Genomic DNA, 22,702 nt, shown 5'->3' on the forward strand with positions numbered 1-22,702 from the left:
CCCGGAGACCAGGGCCAGGCACCGACAAAGGGTCCACCACCCCTGGGCGCCTATGAAATTATTCGCGCATGAGTGATCAGCAGCCGAATCCGTACGCGAGCGAGCCGGGTCAGGGTGGCGGCCAGGACGACCACAAGTGGGGTCCGGGCACACCGAGTTACGGCTATCCGGCACAGCCCGGCTACGGCTACCCGCCGCCGGGCCCCGCCCAGCCCGGCTACGGCTACCCGCAGCCCCCGGCCTACCAGCCGACCATCGCCGGCGCGGGCCTTCCCGCCCCGGCGCCCGCGCCGGCGCCCTCGGGGTACCCGGCCGCCGGACTCTCCCTCGGCGACATCACCATCGCCGGGGACCAGATCATCACCCCGTCCGGCACGATGCCGCTCAGGGGCGCGATCTGGAACGCCACGGACATGTCCCGGACGGAAGAGAAGATCCCGGCGCACGCGATCGTGCTGGCGATCATCTTCTTCCTGTTCTGCCTGCTCGGCCTGTTCTTCCTCCTGATGAAGGAGCGCCGCACGACGGGCTACATCCAGATCACGGTCAACAGCGCCGGCCGCCACCACTCCACGATGATCCCGGCCGTCGACCAGGGCACGTACATGTGGGTCATGAGCCAGCTCAACCAGGCCCGCGCCCTGAGCATGTGACGCAACCCGGAACGGAACCCGGTGGCGGGGCGGAGGGTCGGTCGCGGAAGATCGGCGGATGATCCTTTCTCATGATGTGGACGGGCCCGCCGGCGCGCCGGCCGTCGTACTGCTGCACTCCTCCGTATGCGACCGGCGGATGTGGGAGCCGCAGTGGAAGCCGCTGCTCGATGCCGGGTTCCGGGTGGTCCGGCCGGACTTCCGGACCTGTGGGGACTCCCCCGCCGCCGAGGCCCCGTACAGCGACGTCGGTGACGTACGGGAGCTGCTGGACCATCTCGGGATCCGGCGGGCGGCGTTCGTCGGATCCTCGTACGGCGGGCGGGTCGCACTGACGCTGGCCGCGCTGCATCCGGACCGGGTGAGCGCGCTGGCGCTTCTTTGTCCCGCCCGGCCCGCGCAGCGGCGCGGTCCCGCACTGCTCGCCTTCAACGCCGCCGAGGACGCCCTGCTGGAGGCCGGCGACCTGGAGGGCGCGGCCGCGCTCAACGCCCGCCAGTGGCTCGGCCCGGACGCCGACGAGGCCGCGCACGAGCTCGTGCGGGCCATGCAGCTCGGGAACTTCCAGGCCACCCTGGCCGGCGACGAGGACCACGAGCTCCCCGAGCCCGCCGTCGAGCTGGGCGCCATCACCGCCCCCGTCCTCGCCGTCGGCGGCGCGCACGACATCCCCGACTTCCGGGACTTCCCCGCCGAGCTCCCCTCCCTCGTACCCGGCGCCGTCCATGTGGAACTGGACTGGGCCGGCCACCTCCCCTCCCTGGAACGCCCGGCGCAGACCACCCGGCTGCTGCTGGAGTTCCTGCCGTGCTCCTGACCTGATCGCCGAGGTCGGTGAGGCACCGCTCGTCCTCGAGCCCGCCCGGCGCGCCCTGGAACGGGACACCGACACCTGGTGGCCCGGGCCGGGGAGCGGGGACGAGCGGCCGTCGAGGATGTGGCGGCCAACGACGGGCCGGATCCGCCCGCACTTCGCTTGAACCTGTTCAAAAAGAGGTCTACAGTCAGCGCTGTCAGCAGTTGAACACGTTCAAGGGGGGCGAGGGCAATGGACCTCACCGTGGTCGCGTACGTCATCTACCTGGTCATCAGCATCGGACTCACCATCTGGGTGGCCCGCACGCTCAGCCGCAACGGCCGCATCTTCATCGCCGACGTCCTGCAGGGCAACGAGAAGCTCGCGGACGCCGTCAACCACCTCCTGGTGGTCGGGTTCTACCTCGTCAACATCGGCTTCGTGACCCTGTACCTGCGGGCCAGCGAGACCGTCACCGAGGCCCGCGGGCTCTTCGAGGCGCTCTCGGTCAAGATCGGCGTCGTGCTCCTGGTCCTCGGTGTCATGCACCTCGGCAACGTCTGGGTCCTGAACAAGATGCGCCGCCGCGGCATCATGGAGCGCCAGCTGACCCCGCCGGTCGCCCCCCAGGGGTGGACCGCGCCCGCCGGGGCCTGATCACCGTGGCCACCGCCGCGACCCGGCACCTGACGGTGCTCTACGACGCGAAGTGCCCGCTCTGTGTCCACATCCGGCACTGGCTGCTCGCCCAGCGCTGGCTGGTGCCGCTACGGCTCCTGCCCGCGGCCTCCTTCGAGGCACAGCGCCGCTACCCGCAGCTCGATCACGCCTCGACGCTGCGGGAGATCACCGTCATCGGGGACGCCGGTCAGGTGTGGACCGGGACGGACGCCTTCATCGTCTGTCTGTGGGCGCTGGCCGAGCACCGGCCGAAGGCGAACTGGCTGGCCACACCGGCCGGCCGGCCCTTCGCCCGGGCGGCCATGTACACCGCCGCCAGATGGCGGGAGGCCGTGCGGGACGGTTCCGACGGGCAGGAGGACCCGGCCTGTGACGACCACTGCCCAGCGCCCCGATAGGCTCGTGCACCGTGACTGATCAGAAGGCTCCCAAGAGCGAGCAGACCCGCACGCTCATCCTCGAGACCGCGCTCCGCCTCTTCCAGGAGCGCGGCTTCGACAAAACGACGATGCGCGGTATCGCCAAGGAGGCCGGAGTATCGGTCGGCAACGCCTACTACTACTTCGAGTCGAAGGAACACCTGGTCCAGGGGTTCTACGACCGGATCGGCGCCGCGCACCTGGCGGCGGTCCGGCCGATCCTGAACAGCGAGAGCGATCTGCAGAAGCGGCTCGCGGGCGTCCTCACCAGCTGGCTGGACATCGCGGAGCCGTACCACGAGTTCGCCTCGCAGTTCTTCAAGAACGCCGCGGACCCGGAGAGCCCGCTCAGCCCCTTCTCCCCGGAGTCGGAGCCGGCCCGCAAGCAGGCGATCGACATGCACCGCGAGGTCCTGGCGGGCGCGAAGACCAAGGTGCCCGACGAACTGGCCGACGTACTGCCGGAGCTGATGTGGCTCTCGCAGATGGGCCTGGTCCTCTACTGGGTCTTCGACCGCTCCCCGAACAGCGAGAAGACCCGGCGGCTCGCCGACCGCGGCGCGCAGCTGACGACCCGGGGCATCATCCTGGCCCGGTTCCGCGTGTTGCGGCCGCTGGTGCGGGAGGTTCACGAGCTGTTCGCGGACTTCCTGCCGGGCATGGCCCAGACCGCGGTCTCCAGGAAGCGCGCCTCGGACCCGGACGCCGGCCCCGAGCTCGACTAGGCCGTCCCTTTCGGATCTTGCCGGGCCCGCCCGACCCGACCCGGCCCGGCACGCCCCGCACACCCGGCCCGGCCCATCGGCCGGGTCCCGTACGCGGGCTCAGAGCCAGTTGAGTTCCCACAGGCGCCAGACGCCGGTGCCGTCCGAGAGGTACTGCGCGCCGGTGACGGCCTCGCGGGACATCACGTAGTCCTTCTTCTGCCAGATCGGCATCATCGGGACCTGCTGGGCGACCAGCTTCTGCAGCTCCCGGAAGTCGTTCGCCGCGGCGCCGCGGTCCGAGAAGGACTGGGTGCGGGTGATGAGGTCGTCGACGGCCTTGTCGGAGAAGCCGTTGTTCATGGAGGAGTCGGCGCCGACGAGCGGGGCGAGGAAGTTGTCCGCGTCCGGGAAGTCGGCGATCCAGCCGATGGTGTACGCGTCGAACTCGCCCGCCGCGTAGGCCTTCTGGAAGTCGGCCCACTTCTCGACCGGCTGGATGGTCAGCTGGAACAGGCCGGTGGACTCCAGCTGCGCCTTGATCTCCTCGGCCTCGGCGACGTTCGCGCCGCGCGTGTTGACCCCGAGGGTGATCGCGACCGGGGTGGTGATCCCGGCGTCCTTGAGCAGCTTCTTCGCCGCGGTCCCGTTCGGGGACGGCCACGCGTCGAAGAACGGCGTGCTGTGGGCGGCGATGCCCGCCGGGACGAGCGAGTACAGCGGGGTGACCGTGCCCTTGTAGACCTCGCCGGCCAGCTTGGCGCGGTCCAGGACGGCGGCGACGGCCTGGCGGACGGCGGGCTGGGCCACCGTGGAGCCGCCTCGCATGTTGAAGACCATGCTGCGGGTCTCGGTGCCGCCCGAGGTCTGGTAGCGGGTGTCCTTCAGGCCCGGGTTGAGGGCGGCGAGGACGGCCGGCGGCATGTCGCGGTGGGCGACTTCGATGCCGTGGTCGTTCCAGGCCTGCTCCAGCTGCGCGGAGTCCTTGAAGTACCGGATGGTGACCGCACTCTTGGAGATCTTGCCCTGCCCCTTGTACGAGGAGTTCGGCTTGAGCTCGGCGCTCGTGCCCGCGGCGTAGTCGCCGAGGGTGAACGGCCCGGAGCCGTCGACCTTCACGCCCTCGCGCAGCGCCTTGGCCGGGTACTTGTCCTTGTCCACGATCGAGGCGGCGCCCGTCGCGATCTTGAAGGGGAAGGTCGCGTCACCGGCCGACAGGTTGAAGGTGACGGTGCGGCCCTCGGCCTTGACCGATTCCAGCGTGTTGAACAGCGGCGCCGGCCCCTGGTCGGAATTGATCGCCTTGATGCGGTCGAAGGAGTGCTTGACGTCCTCGGCGGTGATCGCGCGGCCGGAGGAGAACTTCACGTCCGAGCGCAGCTCGCACTGGTAGGTGGTGAGCTTCGCCCCGATGAACTGGCAGGAGGAGGCCGCGTCCGGAACCGGCGTGCCCGATCCGGTCCGGATGGTCAGCAGCGACTGGTAGACGTTGCTGAACAGGGCCCAGGAACCGGCGTCGTACGCCCCGGCCGGGTCGAGGGAGGAGACCACGTCGCTCGTGCCGACGCGGATCGCCTTGCCGCCGCCGGCGTCCTGCGGCAGCAACTGCCAGGTGGCGACGCCGGCGACCCCGAGGACCAGCCCGGCCGCGATGACTTTCGAGCGGACAGACCGCAACATCCCTGACTCCACCCCACGTGGTCGCACACCGATGTGCACGACCAGCTATCCGATTATCGGTCATCCCATCATGGAATTTCAGCCCCGGGAAGGCCGATTCACGGTGTACCCTTGGAGGTTCGGGTGGTTCACGCCTGATATGAGGCGAGTTCGACGACTGTGATGTCCGACGGTGCTCCGACCCGCACCGGCGGCCCCCAGGCACCCGCCCCGCGCGATACGTAGAGCTGCGTGTCGCCGTAGCGCTCCAGCCCGGCGACGGTGGGGTTGGCGAGCTCGGCGAGGTAGTTGCCGGGCCAGAGCTGGCCGCCGTGGGTGTGGCCGGACAGCTGGAGGTCGACTCCGTGCCGGACCGCTTCGTCGATGACGACGGGCTGGTGCGCGAGGAGTACGGAGCTGCGGGCGCGGTCGCGGTCGCCGAGCGCGGCGGCGAAGTCGGGGCCGTGCCCCTCGGACTCTCCCTGGACGTCGTTGACGCCGGCGAGGTCGAAGTACGGGAGCGCGCGCCGGGCGTTCTCCAGGGGCGTGAGGCCGAGCTCGCGGACGTGGTCGACCCACTGCTGGGCCCCGGAGAAGTACTCGTGGTTGCCGGTCACGAAGTACGAGCCGTGCCGCGCGCGCAGGCCCCGGAGCGGCTCGGCGGCGGACCCGAGGTCGTCGACGCTGCCGTCCACGAGGTCGCCGACGACGGCGATGAGGTCGGGCTGGGTGCGGTTGATCGTGTCGACGATGCGCATGGTGTGGGCGCGGCCGAGGACGGGCCCGAGGTGGATGTCACTGACGACGGCGATGCGGAAGCCGTGAGCCGCGCGGGGCAGTTTGGCCAGGGGGACCTGGACCCGCTTGACGCGCGGCCCGCGCATGACCCCGTACGTGCCGTACCCGACGGTGCCGATCGCGGCGGCGCCGGCCGCCCCGGCGACGGTCCGCGCGAAGCGGCGCCGGCTGAGCCCGTCCCCGTCCGGGGCGGGTGCCACGGGCCCGGCGGCGGCCGCGGGCCCGGCGGGGACCGCGAGGGTGGCCGCCGGCGCCGTTCCGCTCCCCGCCGACTCCGCACCGGATGCCGTGGCGGCGCGGCCCGCGGCGGGCGCGGCCTCGTCGGCCGGAATCTCCTGAGCCGGGGCCGGAGCGGTCCGCCGGCGGAGCCATACCGCGCGGGCGGCCTCGGCCACGAGCATGGCCAGGGTCAGGTAGAGGAGGACGGCCAGCCAGAGGTAGCCCGGCCAGGAGACCGTGCGCTGGAGCCAGAAGGGGGCGCCCGCGCGGCCCGCGAGCAGGGCTGCCAGGGCCAGCAGCGGGAGGGCGAAGGCCAGGGCCGTGCCCGCGCGGCGGGTGCGCCCGCCCGGGGCGGTGGTGTCACGGACCAGGCGGATCCAGAGCCAGCGGTGGACCAGCGCCAGGAGGGCCAGTACCAGCAGGACAGCGGCCACGACCAGAGCGATCGTCATGCGCCCGTCTCCTCACGTGATTCGCGCCGCAACGCCCGCACCCCGCGCAACCCGATCACTCCGACGGCCGTCCCCAGGAGAAAGGACGCCACTGCCAGGAGAAGGTGGACCCAGAAGTAGCCGGTCGGGTTCCCCGCATCGTCGAACGCCAGGCCGCTTCCGTCCTTCCACAGGTTCCGAATGAAAGACACCCAGATGAACCAGCTCCACGCACCGAAGGCGAGCAGGAACCAGGAAGCGGTGCGGCTGAGTCTCATGACCCCAGTATCGGTTTCGTCCCCGGGACGGACGCGCGGGGGTGGGCTGTCCCGGCGGTGGTTTGAGCAAATTGGCCGGTCCGTGCCGCTCATCAGAGGATCGGGATGTACTTTCACCTGGGTGTCTGCCAAGAAGACCGCACTGACGGTCCTTTCCGCCGCACTTCCCGCACTGCTGGTCCCGGCACTGCTGGCGTCGCCCGCGTACGCCGCGCCGTCGCCGCCCGCCGATGGGAAGGGGCAGCCGCCCAAGGCGCCCGCGCCGCCCGCCTCCATGTCGACGGTCGGCGGCACGGCGCTCGGGCAGCCCGGTACGCAGGTCAACCCGCTGCCCGGCGCTCCCGCGCTGCCGGCGAACCTGACGGGCCGGTCGTGGATCGTGGCCGACGCCGAGACGGGTGAGGTCCTGGCGGCGCACAACGCGCACTGGCGGCTCCCCCCGGCCTCCACCATGAAGATGCTCTTCGCCGACACCGTGCTGCCGAGCCTGCCCAAGGGCCAGGTCCACAAGGTCACCGAGCAGGAGCTGTCCGGGGTCGGCTCCGGCTCCAGCCTGGTCGGGATCAAGGAGGACACCGAGTACAGCGTCCACGACCTGTGGCTGGGGGTGTTCCTGCGTTCCGGCAACGACGCCGTGCACGTGCTTTCGGCCATGAACGGCGGCTTCGAGAAGACCGTCAACGACATGCAGTCCCATGCCGAGGAGCTCCAGGCCCTGGACACGCACGTGGTGTCCCCGGACGGCTACGACGCTCCCGGCCAGGTCTCCAGCGCCTACGACCTCACCCTCATCGCCCGCTCCGGGCTGCAGAAGCAGGACTTCCGCGAGTACTGCGGCACGGCCAGCGCGAAGTTCCCCGGCAGGCAGGAGACGGGCAAGCCGCGCGAGACCTTCGAGATCCAGAACACCAACCGGCTGATGACCGGCGCCGGCGGCATCGCCCCCTACAAGGGCATCGCCGGGGTGAAGAACGGCAACACGACGATGGCCGGCTCCACCTTCACCGGCGCCGCCCAGCGCGGGGACAAGAAGCTGCTGGTCACGGTGATGAACCCGGGGACCGGCGGGGCCAACTCCGTGTACGAGGAGACCGCCGACCTCCTCGACTGGGGTTTCTCGGCGGCCGGGAAGGTCAAGCCGGTGGGCGAGCTGGTGCCGCCGAAGAGCGCGGACACCTCCTCGCACGGCTCCCCGGCCCAGTCCCACGAGAACAACCCGTCGGCGTCCGGTGACGGCTCGGGCGGCGGTGTCGGTACGGCGCTCGGCGTCGCGGGCGGGGTCCTGGCCGTCGTGGCCGGCGGCGCGTACGCGGTCAACCGGCGCTGGCCGCGGGGCCGCGGCCGCCGGGCTCGCGGCCGGGCGTAGCGGGCCCGCCGGCGGATCCGTCAGCCGAACCGGCGGAGGAGCCGGCGGAGGAGCCGGCGGAGGACCCGGCGGAGGACCCGGAAGGCTCGGAGCCCGGCTTCGGCTCCGGCTCCGGGTCCTGCGCCCCGTCTCCGTCCCCGTCGTCGCGGCTCGCCGTCCAGGCGGCGCAGAACAGCAGCAGCTTCGCCGTCAGGTTGATCCAGACCAGCAGTGCGATCGGCACGCCGAAGGCCCCGTACATGCTCTTCGTGGCGACCTCCCGCATGTAGCCGCTGAGCAGCAGCTTCAGCAGTTCGAAGCCGGCCGCGCCGATGAGGGCCGCCTGGATCAGGCGGCCGCGCGATGGTTCGACGCTCGGGAGCAGGGTCAGGACGTAGAGCAGGAGCAGGAAGGCGGCCACGACTCCGACGAGGAAGGCCCCGCCCCGCAGCAGCCCGCCGCCCGCGCCCTCGCGCGGCACGCCCAGCCAGTCGCCGGCCTTGCCGACCGCGCTGGAGCCGAAGATCGAAGCGGCGGCCGAGGCCAGGCCGACGCCGCCGAGGCCGATGAGGACGATCGCGTCCTTGCCCTTGCGGACGAAGGGGTTGCCCTCGTCCTCGTCGTCCTTGCCCCAGACGGCGCGCAGGCAGTCCCGCATCGAGCCGACCCAGCCGATGCCAGTGAAGAGGAGGATCGCGGCGGCGACCAGGCCGACCGTGCCGGCGTTCGCGACGAGGGCGTTGATGTCGAGCTGGTCGGAGATGCCGGGGACCTGTTCGGCGAGGTTCTTCTGGAGCTTGTCGAGCTGGTCCTGGCTCAGCAGTCCGGCGCCGATCGCGGCGGCCACGGTGATCAGCGGGAAGAGCGCGAGGAAGCTGATGAAGGTGATGGCGGCGGCGAGCCGGGTCCAGTGGACGCGGTCGAGCCGCTGGTAGGAACGCCACAGGTGGGTCCGCATGAGGGCGGACACCAGGGGCCCGATCACCGGGAGTTTCGTCAGCCAGTCCATACGTTCACCGTAAATGAGCCATCGGAAATAGCCGGTATTGCCGGTTTTGGGGACTACGGTCGTCGATTGTGACTTTTCGCCCTACGGCTCGGCCGTTCCACGCCCTGGTCCTGCGAAGGATCAGCTTCCGGTTCCGGTTCCTGCGTCAGGAACGGCGTACGGTGGCCTCGCCGGCGGCATTCGCCGCACTGTCCGTCGCCGACCCCGGCTGCGCCGGAACACCGGCCGCGCCATTGCCGAACGGATACTCCCGCAGCTTGCGCCAGACCCCGTCCGAGCCCTGTTCGTAGAGCGCGAAACCGGAGCAGATCCACTCGGCCGCGTAGTCCGCGAGCGTGCTGAACGCCAGGTCCATCGCCTCCTCGGAGATCCCGTGGGCGACCGTGACGTGCGGGTGGTACGGGAAGGCCAGCTCCCGGCTGAGCGGCCCCTGCGGGTCGCGGACCCGGCTCTGGAGCCGGGTGCAGCCGGGACCGCCCTCGACGACCTGGACGAAGACGACCGGCGAGAGGGGGCGGAAGGTTCCCGTACCGGCCAGCCGCATCGCGAAGGGGCGGCCGGCGGCCGCGACCTCGGCCAGGTGGGCCCGGATCAGCGGAAGCCGTTCCGCGGCCACCTCGGTCGGCGGTACGAGGGTGACGTGCGTGGGAATGCCGTGCGCGGCGGCGTCCCCGAAGCCGGCGCGCAGCTCCTGGAGGCTGCTGCCGTACGGCTCCGGGACCGCGATCGAAACGCCGAGCGTTACGGTCCCCACGTATGTCTCCTCCGCCTGTCGTCCTGCGCGTCGTCTGTGTGCGGCCTGTGTGCCGCGCGTGTGCTGCCGCCCCAGTGTGGCGGCAGCACCCCCCAGATCGCCAGGGCCCTCTTTCCCTTCGCGGCCCGTCAGTGCTTCGCGGGCAGGAAACCGAGGTGGTCGTAGGCCTGCGCCAGGGTCTCCGCGGCGACCGCCCGGGCCTTCTCCGCACCCTTCGCCAGCAGGGAATCCAGGGTCTCCGGGTCGTCCAGGTACTCCTGGGTGCGCTGCTTGAAGGGTGTGACGAAATCGACCATCACGCCGGCCAGGTCGGTCTTGAGCGCGCCGTAGCCCTTGCCCTCGTACGCGGCCTCGAGCGCGGGGATGGACTCGCCCGTGAGGGTGGAGTAGATCGTGAGCAGGTTGCTGACGCCGGGCTTGTTCACGGTGTCGAAGCGGACCACGGCCTCGGTGTCCGTGACCGCGCTCTTGATCTTCTTCTCGGTGGCCTTCGGCTCGTCGAGGAGGTTGATCAGGCCCTTGGGGGACGACGCCGACTTCGACATCTTGATCGCCGGGTCCTGGAGGTCGTAGATCTTCGCGACCTCCTTGACGATGTGCGCGGCGGGCAGGGTGAAGGTCTGCCCGAAGCGCGTGTTGAAGCGCTCGGCCAGGTCGCGGGTCAGCTCGATGTGCTGACGCTGGTCCTCGCCGACGGGGACGGAGTTCGCCTGGTAGAGCAGGATGTCGGCGACCTGGAGGATCGGGTACGTGAACAGGCCGACGGTGGCGTTGTTGGCGCCCTGCTTGGCGGACTTGTCCTTGAACTGGGTCATCCGGCTGGCCTCACCGAAGCCGGTGATGCAGTTCATGACCCAGCCGAGCTGCGCATGCTCGGGCACGTGGCTCTGGATGAAGAGCGTGCAGCGCTCGGGGTCCAGGCCGGCGGCGAGCAGCTGCGCGGCGGAGAGGCGGGTGTTCGCGCGGAGATCCTTCGGATCCTGCGGCATGGTGATCGCGTGCAGGTCGACGACCATGTAGAAGGCGTCGTGCGTCTCCTGCAGGGCGACGTACTGGCGGATGGCTCCGAGGTAGTTCCCGAGGTGGAACGAACCGGAGGTGGGCTGGATGCCGGAGAGCGCGCGAGGACGATCAGAAGCCATGGCTCCATTCTCTCAGGTGTGATGGCGGGCTCCGGCCGCCACATGGCCTGATCCGGACCGGCGCGGGCCGGAGATCACCCGGTGCGGCCCATGGGCATTGGCGATCACTGTGCGTACTCGCGCGTAACCGTTCGGCTTGATCTTGTCCGAAGCGAGCGACCGATTTGCCGCCGCCGGGTGCGGGCGCCGCCGCGCGCGGGCCCTCTCCCCGCCCCACCCTTCCACCGTTCCCCGGGCTCTGCCCGGGGTCTGGGGCGGAGCCCCGGGAAGGCGGCCCGCAGGGTTACGACAGCGGGAGCCCCGGGGCCGGGAAGGCGGACATCAGGTCCGCGACCTCCGCGCGGATGGCCCCGAGGGCCGCTTCGTCCGACTCCGCGGCCGCGGACACCGCCCGCGAGATCCACTCCGCGACCACCGGCATGTGCTCGACCCCCAGCCCCCGCGAGGTCAGGGACGGCGTACCGATCCGGATGCCCGACGGGTCGAAGGGCTTGCGCGGGTCGAACGGCACCGTGTTGTAGTTCACGACGATGCCCGCCCGGTCCAGCGCCTTCGCCGCGATCTTGCCCGGGACGTCCTTGCCGGTGAGGTCGATGAGGATCAGGTGGTTGTCCGTACCGCCCGAGACCAGGTCGAAGCCCCGCTCCAGCAGCGCCGCGGCCAGCGCCTTGGCGTTCGCCACGACCGCGTGGGCGTACGTCACGAAGGACGGCTGCGCCGCCTCGTGGAGCGCCACCGCGATGCCGGCCGTCGTCTGGTTGTGCGGGCCGCCCTGGAGGCCCGGGAAGACCGCCTTGTCGATGGCCTTCGCGTGCTCCTCGCGGCACATCAGCATCGCGCCGCGCGGGCCGCGCAGGGTCTTGTGGGTGGTCGTCGAGATCACGTCCACGTGCCCGGCCGGGGACGGGTGCGCCCCGCCCGCGATCAGGCCCGCGATGTGCGCGACGTCCGCGACGAGTACCGAGCCCGCCTCCTTCGCGATCGACGCGAACGCCTCGAAGTCGATCGTGCGCGGGAGTGCGGTGCCGCCGCAGAAGATCAGCTTGGGCCGCTCGGCCAGCGCGAGGGCCCGTACGGCGTCGTAGTCGATGAGGCCGCTGTCGGCCTGGACCCCGTACTGCACGCCACGGAACCAGGAGCCCGTCGCCGAGACGCCCCAGCCGTGCGTCAGGTGCCCGCCCATCGGCAGCGCCATGCCCATCACCGTGTCGCCCGGCTTGGCGAAGGCCAGGTACACGGCCAGGTTCGCCGGGGAGCCGGAGTACGGCTGCACGTTGGCGTGGTCCACGCCGAACAGGCCCTTCGCCCGCTCGACGGCCAGCGCCTCGACGCGGTCGATGTTCTGCTGGCCCTCGTAGTAGCGCCGGCCCGGGTAGCCCTCGCTGTACTTGTTCTGCAGCACGGTGCCGGAGGCCTCCAGCACGGCCGCGGACACGTAGTTCTCACTCGGGATCAGGCGCAGGGTCTGTGCCTGCAGCGTTTCCTCGGCGGCGACGAAGGACGCCAGCTCGGGGTCGGTGGCAAGAAGGGCGGGGTGGTGGTTCGCGCTCATGGCGGCTCCTCCGGGGTCGATGTCAGATCTCGTCCCCGCGAGGCCCAGGCGAGCGGCCCTGTATGCGGTCGTGCGCGCACGACTCCCCCGGAGTTGGTTCTCCGTACGCCAGTCGCCGTGCGTACCGCACACCTTAGCGGGCACGCCACGAGAAAGGTTTCTCCGTCCGGTATACGAGCGAAGTTAGAAGGTGACGCCACCCTCGTCACAGGCCTTGACGGACGATCGGAGACCCCGTGTCGAAAACTGCTGATGCCATCCGCTCCGCCGACGCGCACAGCGCGCACAACTACCACCCCCTGCCCATCGTGGTCGCCACCGCGGAGGGCGCGTGGATGACCGACGTCGAGGGACGCCGGTACCTCGACATGCTCGCCGGCTACTCCGCCCTCAACTTCGGACACTGCAACCGCCGTCTGCTCGACGCCGCCCGCGCCCAGCTGGAGCGGGTCACCCTCACCTCGCGCGCCTTCCATCACGACCGCTTCGCGGACTTCTGCACCGAGCTCGCGGCGTTGTGCGGCAAGGAGGCGGTGCTGCCCATGAACACGGGCGCGGAGGCCGTGGAGACGGCGGTCAAGACGGCCCGCAAGTGGGGCTACGAGGTCAAGGGCGTGCCGGACGGCCACGCCAAGATCGTGGTCGCGGCCGACAACTTCCACGGCCGTACGACGACCATCGTGTCGTTCTCGACGGACCACGAAGCCCGCGACCACTACGGCCCGTACACCCCGGGGTTCGAGATCGTCCCGTACGGGGACCTCACGGCGCTCGCCTCCGCCGTCACCTCCAACACCGTCGCCGTGCTCCTCGAACCGATCCAGGGCGAGGCGGGCGTCCTCGTACCGCCCGCCGGATACCTGCGGGGCGTACGGGAACTGACGCGCGAGCGGAACGTCCTGTTCATGGCGGACGAGATCCAGTCGGGACTGGGCCGGACCGGCAAGACCTTCGCGTGCGAGCACGAGGAGGTCGTGCCCGACGTGTACATCCTCGGCAAGGCGCTGGGCGGCGGCGTGGTGCCCGTGTCGGCGGTGGTCGCCGACCGGGACGTGCTCGGCGTGTTCAAGCCGGGCGAGCACGGCTCCACCTTCGGCGGGAACCCCCTCGCCTGCGCCGTCGCGCTGGAGGTCATCGCGATGCTCCGCACCGGCGAGTACCAGCAGCGCGCGACCGAGCTCGGCGACCACCTGCACCGGGAGTTGAACCTGATGGTCGGCGGCGGCGCGGTGACCGCGGTACGGGGCCGCGGGCTCTGGGCGGGCATCGACATCGACCCGGCGCGCGGCACGGGCCGGGAGATCTCCGAGAAGCTGATGGAGCTCGGGGTACTGGTGAAGGACACCCACGGGTCGACGATCCGGATCGCGCCGCCGCTGGTGATCAGCAAGGAGGACCTGGACTGGGGCCTGGACCAGCTCAGGTCCGTCCTCGCCGAATAGCCGTCAGCGCATGGCCGAATAGCCGGACAGCCGAAGCCGTCAGAGGATCACGTGGGGCAGGAAGCGGGCGTACTCGTCCGTGACCGGCCCCGCCGATTCGCGGATGCCGAGCCCCGCCGCCTCGTCCTCGACGACCCACGCGCCGAGCACCACCCGGTTGCCGTCGAAGTCGGGCAGCGGGGCGAGGCCCTGGAAGACGTACGTCTCGTCCTGCTCCGGCGTGAACGGCTCGCCGCTCACCGTGTGCAGGGTGACGCCCGCGCCCTCGCGCCCCAGCAGCGGCTTCGCGGCGTAGCCGGTGGTGTCGGCGAGCTCGCGCGGGCCGTCCAGGTAGGCGGGCAGCAGGTTCGGGTGCTCGGGGAAGAGCTCCCACAGGACGGCCAGCAGCGCCTTGTTGGAGAGCAGCATCTTCCACAGCGGCTCGATCCAGGCGGTCGTGCCGGAGCCGCCGCCGTGGTCGTACGTGCCGAGGACCTGCGGAGCGAACTCGTCGGTGGCCAGCCACTCCCACGGGTAGAGCTTGAAGCAGGCGCGGATGAAGCCGAGCTTCTCGTCCACGAACCGGCCGGACAGGCTGTCCCAGCCGATCTGCTCCACCGACAGCTCCCGCGTGTCGATGCCGGCCTGCTCGGCGGTCTCCTGGAGGTAGGCGACCGTCATCAGGTCCTCGCCGAGTTCGTCCGTCTCGGAGTGCGCGAAGTGCAGCGGGCCGGGCGGCAGCAGCTCCGCCTGGCGGCGCCAGGCGTCGACGAGCCGCTCGTGGAGGGAGTTCCACTGGTCGGCTCCGGGGAAGCGCTCCTCCATCCAGAACCACTGCGGGCTGGCCGCCTCCACGAGGGAGGTGGGGGTGTCGGCGTTGTACTCCAGCATCTTGGCGGGGCTGCCGGTGCCGTCGTAGCGCAGGTCGAAACGGCCGTAGAGGGACGGCTGTTCGGCGCGGCGCCGCCAGGACTCGGCGATCAGCGCGGCGAGCTCGGGGTCGGTGATGCCGAGGTCCGCGAAGCGGTCGTGGTCGACGATGTGCTGCGCCGCCGCCAGGCACATGGCGTGCAGCTCCTCGACGACGTTCTCCAGCGCCTCGACCTCGGGCAGCGAGAAGGAGTAGTACGCGCTCTCGTCCCAGTAGGGGCGCAGGGAGTCGTCGGGGTAGCGGGTGAGGGGGTAGATCAGCCCCTGCTCCTCGACGGTCTTCTGCCAGTCGGGGCGGGGCTCGATGGTGTGGCGCTTCACCGGGATCAGCCGCCCGAGGAGCTCTTGTGGCTGCCGCCGATGCCGCCGCGCGTGACGGCGGACTTGTCGAAGCTGCCGCCGCTGACCTTGTTCTTCGTGACGGTGCCGCCGTAGTAGTACGAGCCGCGACCGCCGCTCTTGCACTCCTTGGTGTTCAGCTTCTCGAGCGTGGCGCGGTCCGCGCAGCGCTTGTCGGGCTCGTCGCTGCTGCCGCAGGCCACCAGGGCGGCGGCGAGCAGGCCCATGCCGCCGAGCGCGACGGCGCCCGAGCGCATTCGGCGCGTGGTGCGCGCGTTTCCTGTGCTGCTGCCGGTGCTGCTGGCGCTGCTGTCCATGTGTGGTTCGCTCCCCCTGAGTGGCCGACTGCCCGACAGACTAGAACGGGTCGCGGGGCCGACGGAATCCGGCCGTCGCCAGATCCGTGACCTAGAGTCGGTTCGTGCTCATTGGGATGATTTGCGCGCTCGGTGCGGCGGTCTGCTTCGGCACGGCGTCGGTCCTCCAGGCGGTCGCGACGCGCGCGACGGAGCCGGGAACGGGCTCGGGAGTCGACACCGCCCTCCTGATGCGGGCGCTGCGCCAGTGGCGCTACCTCGCCGGGCTCGGCCTGGACGGGGCCGGTTTCGTCCTCCAGATCATCGCCCTGCGGCACATCCCGATCTACGCGGTCGGCGCGGCGCTCGCCGCGAGCCTCGCGGTGACGGCGGTGGTCGCGGCGCGGCTGCTGCGGGTGCGGCTGAGCGGGACGGAGTGGGCCGCGGTGGCGGTGGTGGCCGCGGGGCTGGTGATGCTGGGGCTGTCCTCCGGCGAGGAGGGCTCGGGGACCGGTTCGCTCACGCTGAAGCTGGGACTGCTGGGGGTGGCGGGCCTGGTGCTCGTGGCCGGGGCCCTGGCGGGCGGCCTGCCGGACCGCAGCAGGTCCCTGACCCTGGGTCTGGCGGCCGGGACGGGCTTCGGGGTGGTGGAGGTGGCGGTCCGGCTCATCGACGACATCTCGCTCTCGGCGCTGTCGAACCCGGCCCTGTACGCGCTCCTGCTGGGCGGGGGCGCCGCCTTCCTCCTCCTGACTTCGGCGCTCCAGCGCGGCTCGGTGACCACGGCGACGGCCGGGATGGTGCTCGGCGAGACGATCGGGCCGGCCGCGGTGGGGGTGGCCTGGCTGGGCGACCGCACCCGCGAGGGTCTGACCTGGCTGGCGGTCACGGGCTTCGTGGTGGCCGTCGCCGGGGCCCTCGCGCTGGCCCGCTTCGGCGAACCCCCGGCGCCGCCGGACCCCTCGCGGCCGGTCCCCGAAACCCCCTGACCGGGACGTCACAGGAGCGCCGCGACGAGGGCCGCCAGGGTCGCGGACCAGGCGCTCTGGGGCGGGGTCCCGAAGCCGACGACCAGCGCCTCGCGCGGCGGCGCCACCGAGTCGGGATGGCGGAAGAACGACAGCGGCTGCAGGCCCAGGTCCTGCCAGGCGGCCGCCCGCAGGGCCGCCCGTTCGCCGCCCGCCGCCAGGTCCAGCACCGCGTGCAGGCCCGCCGCGATGCCGGAGACCGCGGCGCGCTCGCCGACGGCCGCCACCAGCTCGTCGCGCCGCCGCCGGTAGCGCAGCCGCATCTCGCGCACGTGCCGGTCGTACGCCCCGGACCGGATGAACTCCGCGAGCGTCAGCTGTTCGATGGCGCTGGAGCTCCAGTCGGTCGGGCCCTTCACCGCGAGCACCTCGTCCATCAGCGACCGCGGCACCACCATCCAGCCCATGCGCAGCCCCGGCGCCAGGGACTTGCTCGCCGTCCCGAGGTAGACCACCCGGTCCGGGTCCAGTCCCTGCAGGGCGCCCACCGGCTGGCGGTCGTAGCGGAACTCCCCGTCGTAGTCGTCCTCCAGGATCAGCCCGCCCGTGGACCTGGCCCAGTCGACCGCCGCCGCCCGCCGCTCGGGCGTCAGCGCGGCGCCCGTCGGGAACTGGTGCGCCGGGGTGAGCAGGACCGCGCCGACCCCGGAGCCGGGCAGCGCCCGGGTGCACGCTCCCGCCGCGTCCACCTCCAGCACCCGCGTCCGCAGCCCCGCCCCGGTCAGCAGGTCCCGGTGCACGTCCAGCCCGTACCCCTCCACCGCCACCTCCCGGACCCGGCGCGCCCGCAGCAGCTTCGCCAGCAGCATCAGCCCGTGCGCGAACCCGGCGCACAGCACGATCCGTTCCGGGTCCGCGTACACCCCGCGCGCCCGCGCCAGGTACCCGGCCAGCGCCTCGCGCAGCTCGACCCGCCCGCGCGGATCCGCGTACCCGAAGGCCTCGTTCGGGGCCTCGGACAGCGCCCGCCGGGCCGCCGACAGCCAGCCGGCACGCGGGAAGCCGCCCAGGTCCGGGGAGCCGGGCATCAGGCTGTACGAGGTCTTCGGGCGCACGGGCCGCCGTACGGGCGCCGCCGGCGCGGGGCGCCGCGCCCGGGCCCGCTCCGCGACCCGGGTCCCGGAGCCCTGCCGGGCCGTCAGCCAGCCTTCGGCGACGAGCTCGGCATACGCCTCGGCGACGGTGTTGCGGGCGATCCCGAGGTCGGCGGCGAGCGAGCGCGAGGAGGGCAGCCGCAGCCCCGGGGCGAGCCGTCCGCTGCGCGCGGCCTCGCGCAGCGCTTCGGTGAGACCGGCCCGCAGGCCCCGGCCGGCGGCGAGCTCCAGATGCAGGTCGGCACCGAAAGTGGCCCAGGATTCCGTCATGGATATGGACCATATAGGCGGGCCGCCTGGCTCGTACGGTTGGTCCATGAACAACACGGACCACACGAAGAACGCACCCGAGCACACCCCCCGCATGCAGCTGGCGAAGCTCGCCCCGGACTTCTACAAGGCGGCCGTGGCCCTGGACGCGGCCGCGGCCAAGGGGCTGGACCCGGCCCTGGTCGAGCTCGTCAAGCTCCGCGCCTCGCAGATCAACCACTGCGCCTTCTGCATCGACATGCACTCCAAGGACGCCCTCGCCGCGGGCGAGGACGTGGAGCGGCTGCTGCTCCTCGGCGCCTGGGAGGAGTCGCGGCACTTCTACACGGAGAAGGAGCTCGCCGCGATCGAGCTGACGGAGGCCGTGACCGTCCTGACCGACGGTTTCGTTCCCGACGAGGTCTACGCGAAGGCCGCGGAGCACTTCGAGGAGAAGGAACTGGCCCAGGTGATCGCCCTGATCGCCGCGATCAACGTGTGGAACCGCATCGGCGTCACCACGCGGCTCAGCCCCGGCCACTACACCCCGGGCATGTACAAGTAGCAAGCCCACTCGGCCGGCCGGCCGGCCAGTCCGTCAGTCCGTCAGTCCGTGAGCCGGTGTCAGCCGCCCGGGCGGAAGGCGGCCAGCGCGGCCGCGTGGTGCGCTTGGGTGAGCGTCCACTCGGCGGCCGGACCGGCCGTCAGGACGGCCCACTTCCTGCCGTCCTGGGCGACGAAGACCCGTTCGACGCCGCGCCGCCGGCCGTGCGACTCCGCACTGTCGTACTCGTAGACGAGCTCCCCGGCCTCGGCGACGCCCGGGACCGGCCCGACCCGGATCTCCTGGTAGCCGGTGGTCTGGGCGCGCAGGTAGGTGGAGGCCCCCTGGACGGCGCCCAGCGGGCTCAGCTCGGGCTCGCTCACCTGGAAGATCTGGACCAGGGCGGCGCGGTCGGGCGAGCGGTAGAACACCCCGGTGGCGCCGTCCTCCCGGACCCAGCCGACGGGGACGGCCACGGTGAAGCCCTTGGAGTCCCGCACGGTCTCGTGCGGGACGCTGCCGCTCGGGCTGGAGCTGGGGCTGGGGCTGGGACTGCCGCTCGGCGAGGACGGGCGGGTACCGGTGGGCGACGGCGTGTCCGACCCCTCCCCGCTCGCCGGGGCGCTCGAAGCCGTCGGCCTCGCGAGCGCGGGTTCCCCCGCGTCCCGCTCCACGAACCACACCGCCGCCGCACCGATCGCGAGCGCGACCACGGCGACGCCCGCCGTGCTCGGCGTCAGCCACCGGCCGACCGCCCCACCCGACCGCGGGGGCGCGGACGGTACGGGGTACCCGGGCGGTACGGGCTGCGGGTGCGGGTGGGGGGCGTGGCCCGGCGCGGGCGGCACCGGCCCGTACCCGGGCGCACCGGCCGGCGGTGCGGGCACCCCGCCCGGAGCGGAGGCCGGATCGGAACCCTGGCCGTGGCCGCGGCCCTGACCCGGTACCGAGGCCTGGCCCGGCGCCTGGCCCTGGCCCGCTGCCGGGTCCGGCCCGTCCGACACCCACCGCTGGGTCTGCGCGTCCCAGCGGGGTGCGCCCTGCGGCTGCGCGGCCACGGCTCAGCCTCCCAGCGAGGCGAGCAGGCCGGCCAGCGCGGTGGCCGCGGCGACCGATTCCACCAGCGGGGCCCACCGCTCCAGCGCCCCGCGCAGCCGGGCGACAAGGCCGGGGCGGATCTCCTCGGCCCCCTCCAGTGACTCCGCGACTCCGTCCAGTTCGGTGTCGAGCGCCGTCCTGTCGTCCCCGCGCGGCAGCCGGACGAGGGCCGCGCGCAGCTCCAGTACCGCTTCCAGCAGCACCTGCGGACCGACGGCGTCCGCTCCCGCGTCCCCGCGCCGGACGGTGTTGGTGTTGTGGTCGCCCCCGATGCTGAAGGCGCTGTCGCTGATGCTGCCGATCCGTACGGACTGCTGCGACCCGCCCGCGCCCGTACCGCTGTCGTCAGTTGCCACCGCTGCTCCTTCCGCCCTGGGCGCTGCCGCCTCGCTTGGTGTTGGTGTTGGTGTTGGTGTTGTTGCTGCCGCCGACGCTGAAGGCGCTGCCGTTCACCGACTGGATGAAGACGCCGCCCTCGGCGACGTTGACGGCGCGCTGCGCGAACTCCTCGGTGTGCCAGCCGGCTTCGTGCAGCGCGACGGTCACGCCGCCGACGACCCGGTCCTGGATGGTCTTCAGGAAGCGGTCGAGGTCCATGAGGTGGAACAGCGAGCCGTTGTCCTGGGAGGCCAGGTCGCGCACCGACACCCAGGGGCCTTCGGGCCGGGCGCCGCCGTGGCCGGCGGTGGCGATCCGCCACCAGCTCGCCAGGCCCCGGCCCAGGGTGGCGACGGAGGCCGCGAGGGAGCCGGGGGTGTTGCGCAGGGCCCAGACGGCCTTGCCGAAGCCGCTGTTGTTCCGGTAGCGCTGGGCGTCGGCGTCCGCGTTGTGGAAGGCGGTGCGGACGGGGAGCAGCACGTGCGGGGCCACCTCCAGCATCATCATCCCGCCCTGCGTGTGGACCCGTACGAAGACGGTGACGACGAGGTTCTCGTCCCAGCCGCCCACGCGGACGCGCAGGAAGTGGCGGCGGCGCTCGCCGCCCTCCTCGATGGCGGCGGCCCGCTGCCCGGCGTACTGCCCGTGGACGACCTGGGCGGTGTCCCGGTGCGGCAGACCGCTCGCGGGCAGGAACACGCACTCGTCGACGACCAGTTCGCGCATCCGGTCCCCGACGGCGGCCGCGGCCTCCGGGGAGCCGTGCGGCGAAGGCACCCGCAGGCGCTCCAGCAGCGGCACGATCCGCTGCACGATGTGGGCGTTGGTGACCGGGGTGGGCTTGCGGTCGGGGCCGAGGTCCTCGCGCGGGCGCAGTTCGACGGACAGCTGCCAGGGCCGGTAGGGATCACCCGCCCCGCAGAACGGGTCGTTGACGTCGTACATGATCATCGGGGCGTGCTGCTCGGCCCGGATGCGCTGGCGGATGCGCTGGAAGCGGGTGCCGTCGAAGGACTCGGCCGGATCGCCCGCGTGGTCGGCGTAGCGGCCCTCGGCGAGGTCGGTGGCGATGGTCCGGAAGACGTGTCCGCGCTGGAGCCCCACGACGGTCACCACCGCGGCGAAGACGACCGGCAGCCACCAGAAGGCGACGGCGCCGGTGAGGTCCGCACCGCTCGGGGAGAACGGCGTGACGGCTGACCCGCCCATGCCGTCCAGGACGCCCAGCAGCGCGAAGCCGCCGAAGCCGAGCACCGCCAGGAGGGTGACCAGCAGCCACCACACGTAGATCCGCAGGGCCACGGACAGCACGCGCAGCGCCGGGACGTTCCGGGCGCGCAGCCAGTCGGCCAGGCTCAGCAGCAGGAAGGGGACGACGAGCACGGCGAGGGCGCCGCCGGTGAGCAGGGAGCCGACGAACCAGGCGCCGAGGACGCCGGCCGCCCAGCCGAGTTCGGCGCGGCGGGCGCGGAGCGCGTGGGCGAGCACCCGGGAGGCGTCGTAGCCGTAGGAGGGGGCGACGATCCGCTCCTCGTGGACGTACAGCTCGTCGATGACCCGGTCGCGGTAGCCGGCGTCCAGGTACGTACCCGCGCACAGGAACCGGCCGGCCTCGCTGAGGGAGGGATGCACCGGGGAGCGACCCGCGCTGGGATCACCCCAGCCGCCGTCGGCGGGCTGATGGGGAATCGGGATCTCGGTCACCGACCGACCTTAGGGTTCCCCTCCACGGAGCGACAGCGTGAATCACGCCAAAGCGCCCCGGCCTGGTTTGGCCGGGGCGCTTCGGTGTTCGTACTGGTTCGTACGGGCCCTGCGGGCTCCATGAGCCCGGAGTTACCGGCCCGGAGCTACGAGCGGCCGTACGGAGCCGCTCAGATCAGGCCGAGCTCGCGCACCGCGTCGCGCTCCTCGACGAGCTCCGCCACGGACGCGTCGATGCGCGCACGGGAGAACTCGTTGATGTCCAGGCCCTGGACGATCTCGTAGCGGCCGTCCTTGGTGGTGACGGGGAAGGAGGAGATGATGCCCTCCGGGACGCCGTAGGAGCCGTCCGACGGGATGCCCATCGAGGTCCAGTCGCCCGCCGCGGTGCCGGTGACCCACGTGTGGACGTGGTCGATGGCGGCGTTGGCGGCCGAGGCGGCCGAGGACGCGCCGCGGGCCTCGATGATCGCCGCGCCGCGCTTGGCGACGGTCGGGATGAAGGTGTCGGCCAGCCACAGCTCGTCGTTGACGACCTCGGCGGCGTTCTTGCCGGCGATCTCCGCGTGGAAGATGTCCGGGTACTGGGTCGCCGAGTGGTTGCCCCAGATGGTCAGGCGCTTGATGTCGGAGACGGCGGAGCCGGTCTTCTGCGCGAGCTGGGAGATCGCGCGGTTGTGGTCCAGGCGGGTCATCGCGGTGAAGCGCTCGGCCGGTACGTCCGGGGCGGCGGCCTGCGCGATGAGCGCGTTGGTGTTGGCCGGGTTGCCCACGACCAGGACCTTGATGTCGTCCGCGGCGTTCGCGTTGATCGCGGCGCCCTGCGGCTTGAAGATGCCGCCGTTGGCGGAGAGCAGGTCACCGCGCTCCATGCCCTTGGTACGCGGACGAGCGCCGACCAGCAGCGCGACGTTGGCACCCTCGAAGCCCTTGTTCGGGTCGTCGAAGATGTCGATGCCGGCGAGCAGCGGGAAGGCGCAGTCGTCGAGCTCCATGGCGGTGCCCTCGGCGGCCTTCATGCCCTGAGGGATCTCCAGAAGACGGAGCTTGACCGGCACGTCCGCGCCGAGCAGGTGACCGGAGGCGATGCGGAAGAGCAGCGCGTAGCCGATCTGGCCGGCGGCGCCGGTGACGGTGACATTCACGGGAGTGCGGGTCATGGCCTTCTCCGTTAGACAGCT

Annotated in this window: 24 protein-coding genes and 1 riboswitch; of the genes, 10 read left to right on the forward strand and 14 right to left on the reverse strand. The window is 72.0% G+C overall.

The window, feature by feature from the left end:
* The first annotated feature begins 68 nt into the window (after positions 1-68).
* The 5 genes from J7F03_RS01335 (at position 69) to J7F03_RS01355 (ending at position 3,274) form a co-directional block, all read left to right on the forward strand.
* A complete protein-coding gene (locus tag J7F03_RS01335; protein ID WP_214946747.1) occupies positions 69-653 on the forward strand; it encodes a hypothetical protein in 585 nt (194 codons plus the stop codon).
* A 58-nt stretch (positions 654-711) separates the two neighbouring features.
* Positions 712-1,470, forward strand: a complete 759-nt coding sequence (locus J7F03_RS01340; protein WP_214946748.1) for an alpha/beta fold hydrolase — start codon at positions 712-714, stop codon at positions 1,468-1,470.
* A 231-nt stretch (positions 1,471-1,701) separates the two neighbouring features.
* Positions 1,702-2,106: a hypothetical protein gene (locus tag J7F03_RS01345; protein ID WP_214946749.1), complete on the forward strand. Its 405-nt coding sequence runs from the start codon at positions 1,702-1,704 to the stop codon at positions 2,104-2,106.
* Entirely contained in the window at positions 2,082-2,528 is a 447-nt protein-coding gene (locus J7F03_RS01350; protein ID WP_214946750.1) for a DCC1-like thiol-disulfide oxidoreductase family protein, read from the forward strand. Before J7F03_RS01345 ends, J7F03_RS01350 begins: the two co-directional genes overlap by 25 nt.
* 11 nt (positions 2,529-2,539) lie before the next feature.
* Entirely contained in the window at positions 2,540-3,274 is a 735-nt protein-coding gene (locus J7F03_RS01355; protein ID WP_214946751.1) for a TetR family transcriptional regulator, read from the forward strand.
* Between the two features lie 99 nt (positions 3,275-3,373).
* Here the strand turns inward: J7F03_RS01355 and J7F03_RS01360 are convergent, their stop codons facing one another.
* The 3 genes from J7F03_RS01360 to J7F03_RS01370 form a co-directional block, all read right to left on the reverse strand.
* The gene (locus tag J7F03_RS01360; RefSeq protein WP_214946981.1) at positions 3,374-4,930 is read right to left on the reverse strand and encodes an ABC transporter substrate-binding protein; all 1,557 of its coding nucleotides are present in this window, start codon (positions 4,928-4,930) and stop codon (positions 3,374-3,376) included.
* 131 nt (positions 4,931-5,061) lie between these two features.
* Positions 5,062-6,381 carry a metallophosphoesterase gene (locus J7F03_RS01365; protein ID WP_214946752.1) on the reverse strand — a complete coding sequence of 440 codons (1,320 nt, stop codon included), beginning with the start codon at positions 6,379-6,381 and terminating at the stop codon, positions 5,062-5,064.
* Positions 6,378-6,638 carry an SCO4848 family membrane protein gene (locus J7F03_RS01370; RefSeq protein WP_214946753.1) on the reverse strand — a complete coding sequence of 87 codons (261 nt, stop codon included), beginning with the start codon at positions 6,636-6,638 and terminating at the stop codon, positions 6,378-6,380. The genes J7F03_RS01365 and J7F03_RS01370 overlap by 4 nt, the downstream gene beginning before the upstream one ends.
* Positions 6,639-6,759: 121 nt before the next feature.
* Between J7F03_RS01370 and J7F03_RS01375 the strand changes: the two genes are divergently transcribed.
* Positions 6,760-8,004, forward strand: a complete 1,245-nt coding sequence (locus tag J7F03_RS01375; protein WP_308378902.1) for a D-alanyl-D-alanine carboxypeptidase — start codon at positions 6,760-6,762, stop codon at positions 8,002-8,004.
* On the opposite strand, the gene J7F03_RS01380 is transcribed toward J7F03_RS01375, so the two are convergent.
* The 4 genes from J7F03_RS01380 to glyA all read right to left on the reverse strand — a co-directional run bounded on the left by J7F03_RS01380 (position 7,952) and on the right by glyA (position 12,440).
* The gene (locus tag J7F03_RS01380; protein WP_214946755.1) at positions 7,952-8,992 is read right to left on the reverse strand and encodes a YihY/virulence factor BrkB family protein; all 1,041 of its coding nucleotides are present in this window, start codon (positions 8,990-8,992) and stop codon (positions 7,952-7,954) included. The genes J7F03_RS01375 and J7F03_RS01380 overlap by 53 nt on opposite strands.
* Positions 8,993-9,137: 145 nt before the next feature.
* Positions 9,138-9,746 carry a 2'-5' RNA ligase family protein gene (locus tag J7F03_RS01385; RefSeq protein ID WP_214946756.1) on the reverse strand — a complete coding sequence of 203 codons (609 nt, stop codon included), beginning with the start codon at positions 9,744-9,746 and terminating at the stop codon, positions 9,138-9,140.
* Between the two features lie 128 nt (positions 9,747-9,874).
* Positions 9,875-10,888, reverse strand: coding sequence for a tryptophan--tRNA ligase (gene trpS / locus J7F03_RS01390; protein WP_214946757.1), 1,014 nt, complete (start codon positions 10,886-10,888; stop codon positions 9,875-9,877).
* 283 nt (positions 10,889-11,171) lie between these two features.
* Positions 11,172-12,440 (reverse strand): serine hydroxymethyltransferase, encoded by a 1,269-nt coding sequence (gene glyA, locus J7F03_RS01395; protein WP_214946758.1) that lies wholly within the window; start codon positions 12,438-12,440, stop codon positions 11,172-11,174.
* Positions 12,441-12,475: 35 nt separating this feature from the next.
* Positions 12,476-12,566, reverse strand: a riboswitch (ZMP/ZTP riboswitch).
* 110 nt (positions 12,567-12,676) lie between these two features.
* Here glyA and rocD point away from each other — a divergent pair.
* Positions 12,677-13,882: an ornithine--oxo-acid transaminase gene (gene rocD / locus J7F03_RS01400; RefSeq protein ID WP_214946759.1), complete on the forward strand. Its 1,206-nt coding sequence runs from the start codon at positions 12,677-12,679 to the stop codon at positions 13,880-13,882.
* Between the two features lie 39 nt (positions 13,883-13,921).
* Here rocD and J7F03_RS01405 read toward each other — a convergent pair whose 3' ends face one another.
* Both J7F03_RS01405 and J7F03_RS01410 read right to left on the reverse strand, forming a co-directional pair.
* Positions 13,922-15,112 (reverse strand): glutathionylspermidine synthase family protein, encoded by a 1,191-nt coding sequence (locus J7F03_RS01405; protein WP_214946760.1) that lies wholly within the window; start codon positions 15,110-15,112, stop codon positions 13,922-13,924.
* Between the two features lie 5 nt (positions 15,113-15,117).
* Entirely contained in the window at positions 15,118-15,447 is a 330-nt protein-coding gene (locus tag J7F03_RS01410) for a hypothetical protein (RefSeq protein WP_214946761.1), read from the reverse strand.
* A 116-nt stretch (positions 15,448-15,563) separates the two neighbouring features.
* Here J7F03_RS01410 and J7F03_RS01415 point away from each other — a divergent pair, with 116 nt between their 5' ends.
* Entirely contained in the window at positions 15,564-16,415 is an 852-nt protein-coding gene (locus J7F03_RS01415; protein WP_214946982.1) for a hypothetical protein, read from the forward strand.
* Positions 16,416-16,423: 8 nt separating this feature from the next.
* On the opposite strand, the gene J7F03_RS01420 is transcribed toward J7F03_RS01415, so the two are convergent.
* The gene (locus tag J7F03_RS01420; protein ID WP_214946762.1) at positions 16,424-17,818 is read right to left on the reverse strand and encodes a PLP-dependent aminotransferase family protein; all 1,395 of its coding nucleotides are present in this window, start codon (positions 17,816-17,818) and stop codon (positions 16,424-16,426) included.
* Between the two features lie 46 nt (positions 17,819-17,864).
* Here J7F03_RS01420 and J7F03_RS01425 point away from each other — a divergent pair, with 46 nt between their 5' ends.
* The gene (locus J7F03_RS01425) at positions 17,865-18,362 is read left to right on the forward strand and encodes a carboxymuconolactone decarboxylase family protein (protein ID WP_214946763.1); all 498 of its coding nucleotides are present in this window, start codon (positions 17,865-17,867) and stop codon (positions 18,360-18,362) included.
* A 59-nt stretch (positions 18,363-18,421) separates the two neighbouring features.
* Here the strand turns inward: J7F03_RS01425 and J7F03_RS01430 are convergent, their stop codons facing one another.
* Positions 18,422-18,841, reverse strand: a complete 420-nt coding sequence (locus tag J7F03_RS01430) for a hypothetical protein (protein ID WP_214946764.1) — start codon at positions 18,839-18,841, stop codon at positions 18,422-18,424.
* On the opposite strand from J7F03_RS01430, the gene J7F03_RS01435 reads away from it, so the two are divergent.
* Positions 18,828-19,280 (forward strand): hypothetical protein, encoded by a 453-nt coding sequence (locus J7F03_RS01435; protein ID WP_214946765.1) that lies wholly within the window; start codon positions 18,828-18,830, stop codon positions 19,278-19,280. The two genes, J7F03_RS01430 and J7F03_RS01435, sit on opposite strands and share 14 nt — an antisense overlap.
* Positions 19,281-19,402: 122 nt before the next feature.
* Here J7F03_RS01435 and J7F03_RS01440 read toward each other — a convergent pair whose 3' ends face one another.
* The 3 genes from J7F03_RS01440 to J7F03_RS01450 form a co-directional block, all read right to left on the reverse strand.
* On the reverse strand, positions 19,403-19,795 hold the full coding sequence (locus J7F03_RS01440; RefSeq protein ID WP_214946766.1) for a hypothetical protein: 393 nt from the start codon (positions 19,793-19,795) through the stop codon (positions 19,403-19,405).
* Positions 19,785-21,521 (reverse strand): hypothetical protein, encoded by a 1,737-nt coding sequence (locus tag J7F03_RS01445; RefSeq protein ID WP_251071234.1) that lies wholly within the window; start codon positions 21,519-21,521, stop codon positions 19,785-19,787. The genes J7F03_RS01440 and J7F03_RS01445 overlap by 11 nt, the downstream gene beginning before the upstream one ends.
* A 170-nt stretch (positions 21,522-21,691) precedes the next feature.
* Positions 21,692-22,681 carry a malate dehydrogenase gene (locus J7F03_RS01450; protein ID WP_214946767.1) on the reverse strand — a complete coding sequence of 330 codons (990 nt, stop codon included), beginning with the start codon at positions 22,679-22,681 and terminating at the stop codon, positions 21,692-21,694.
* Positions 22,682-22,702: the final 21 nt, after the last annotated feature.

It is taken from the genome of Streptomyces sp. ISL-43 (genome assembly GCF_018614195.1).
In the GTDB taxonomy this organism is placed as follows: domain Bacteria; phylum Actinomycetota; class Actinomycetes; order Streptomycetales; family Streptomycetaceae; genus Streptomyces.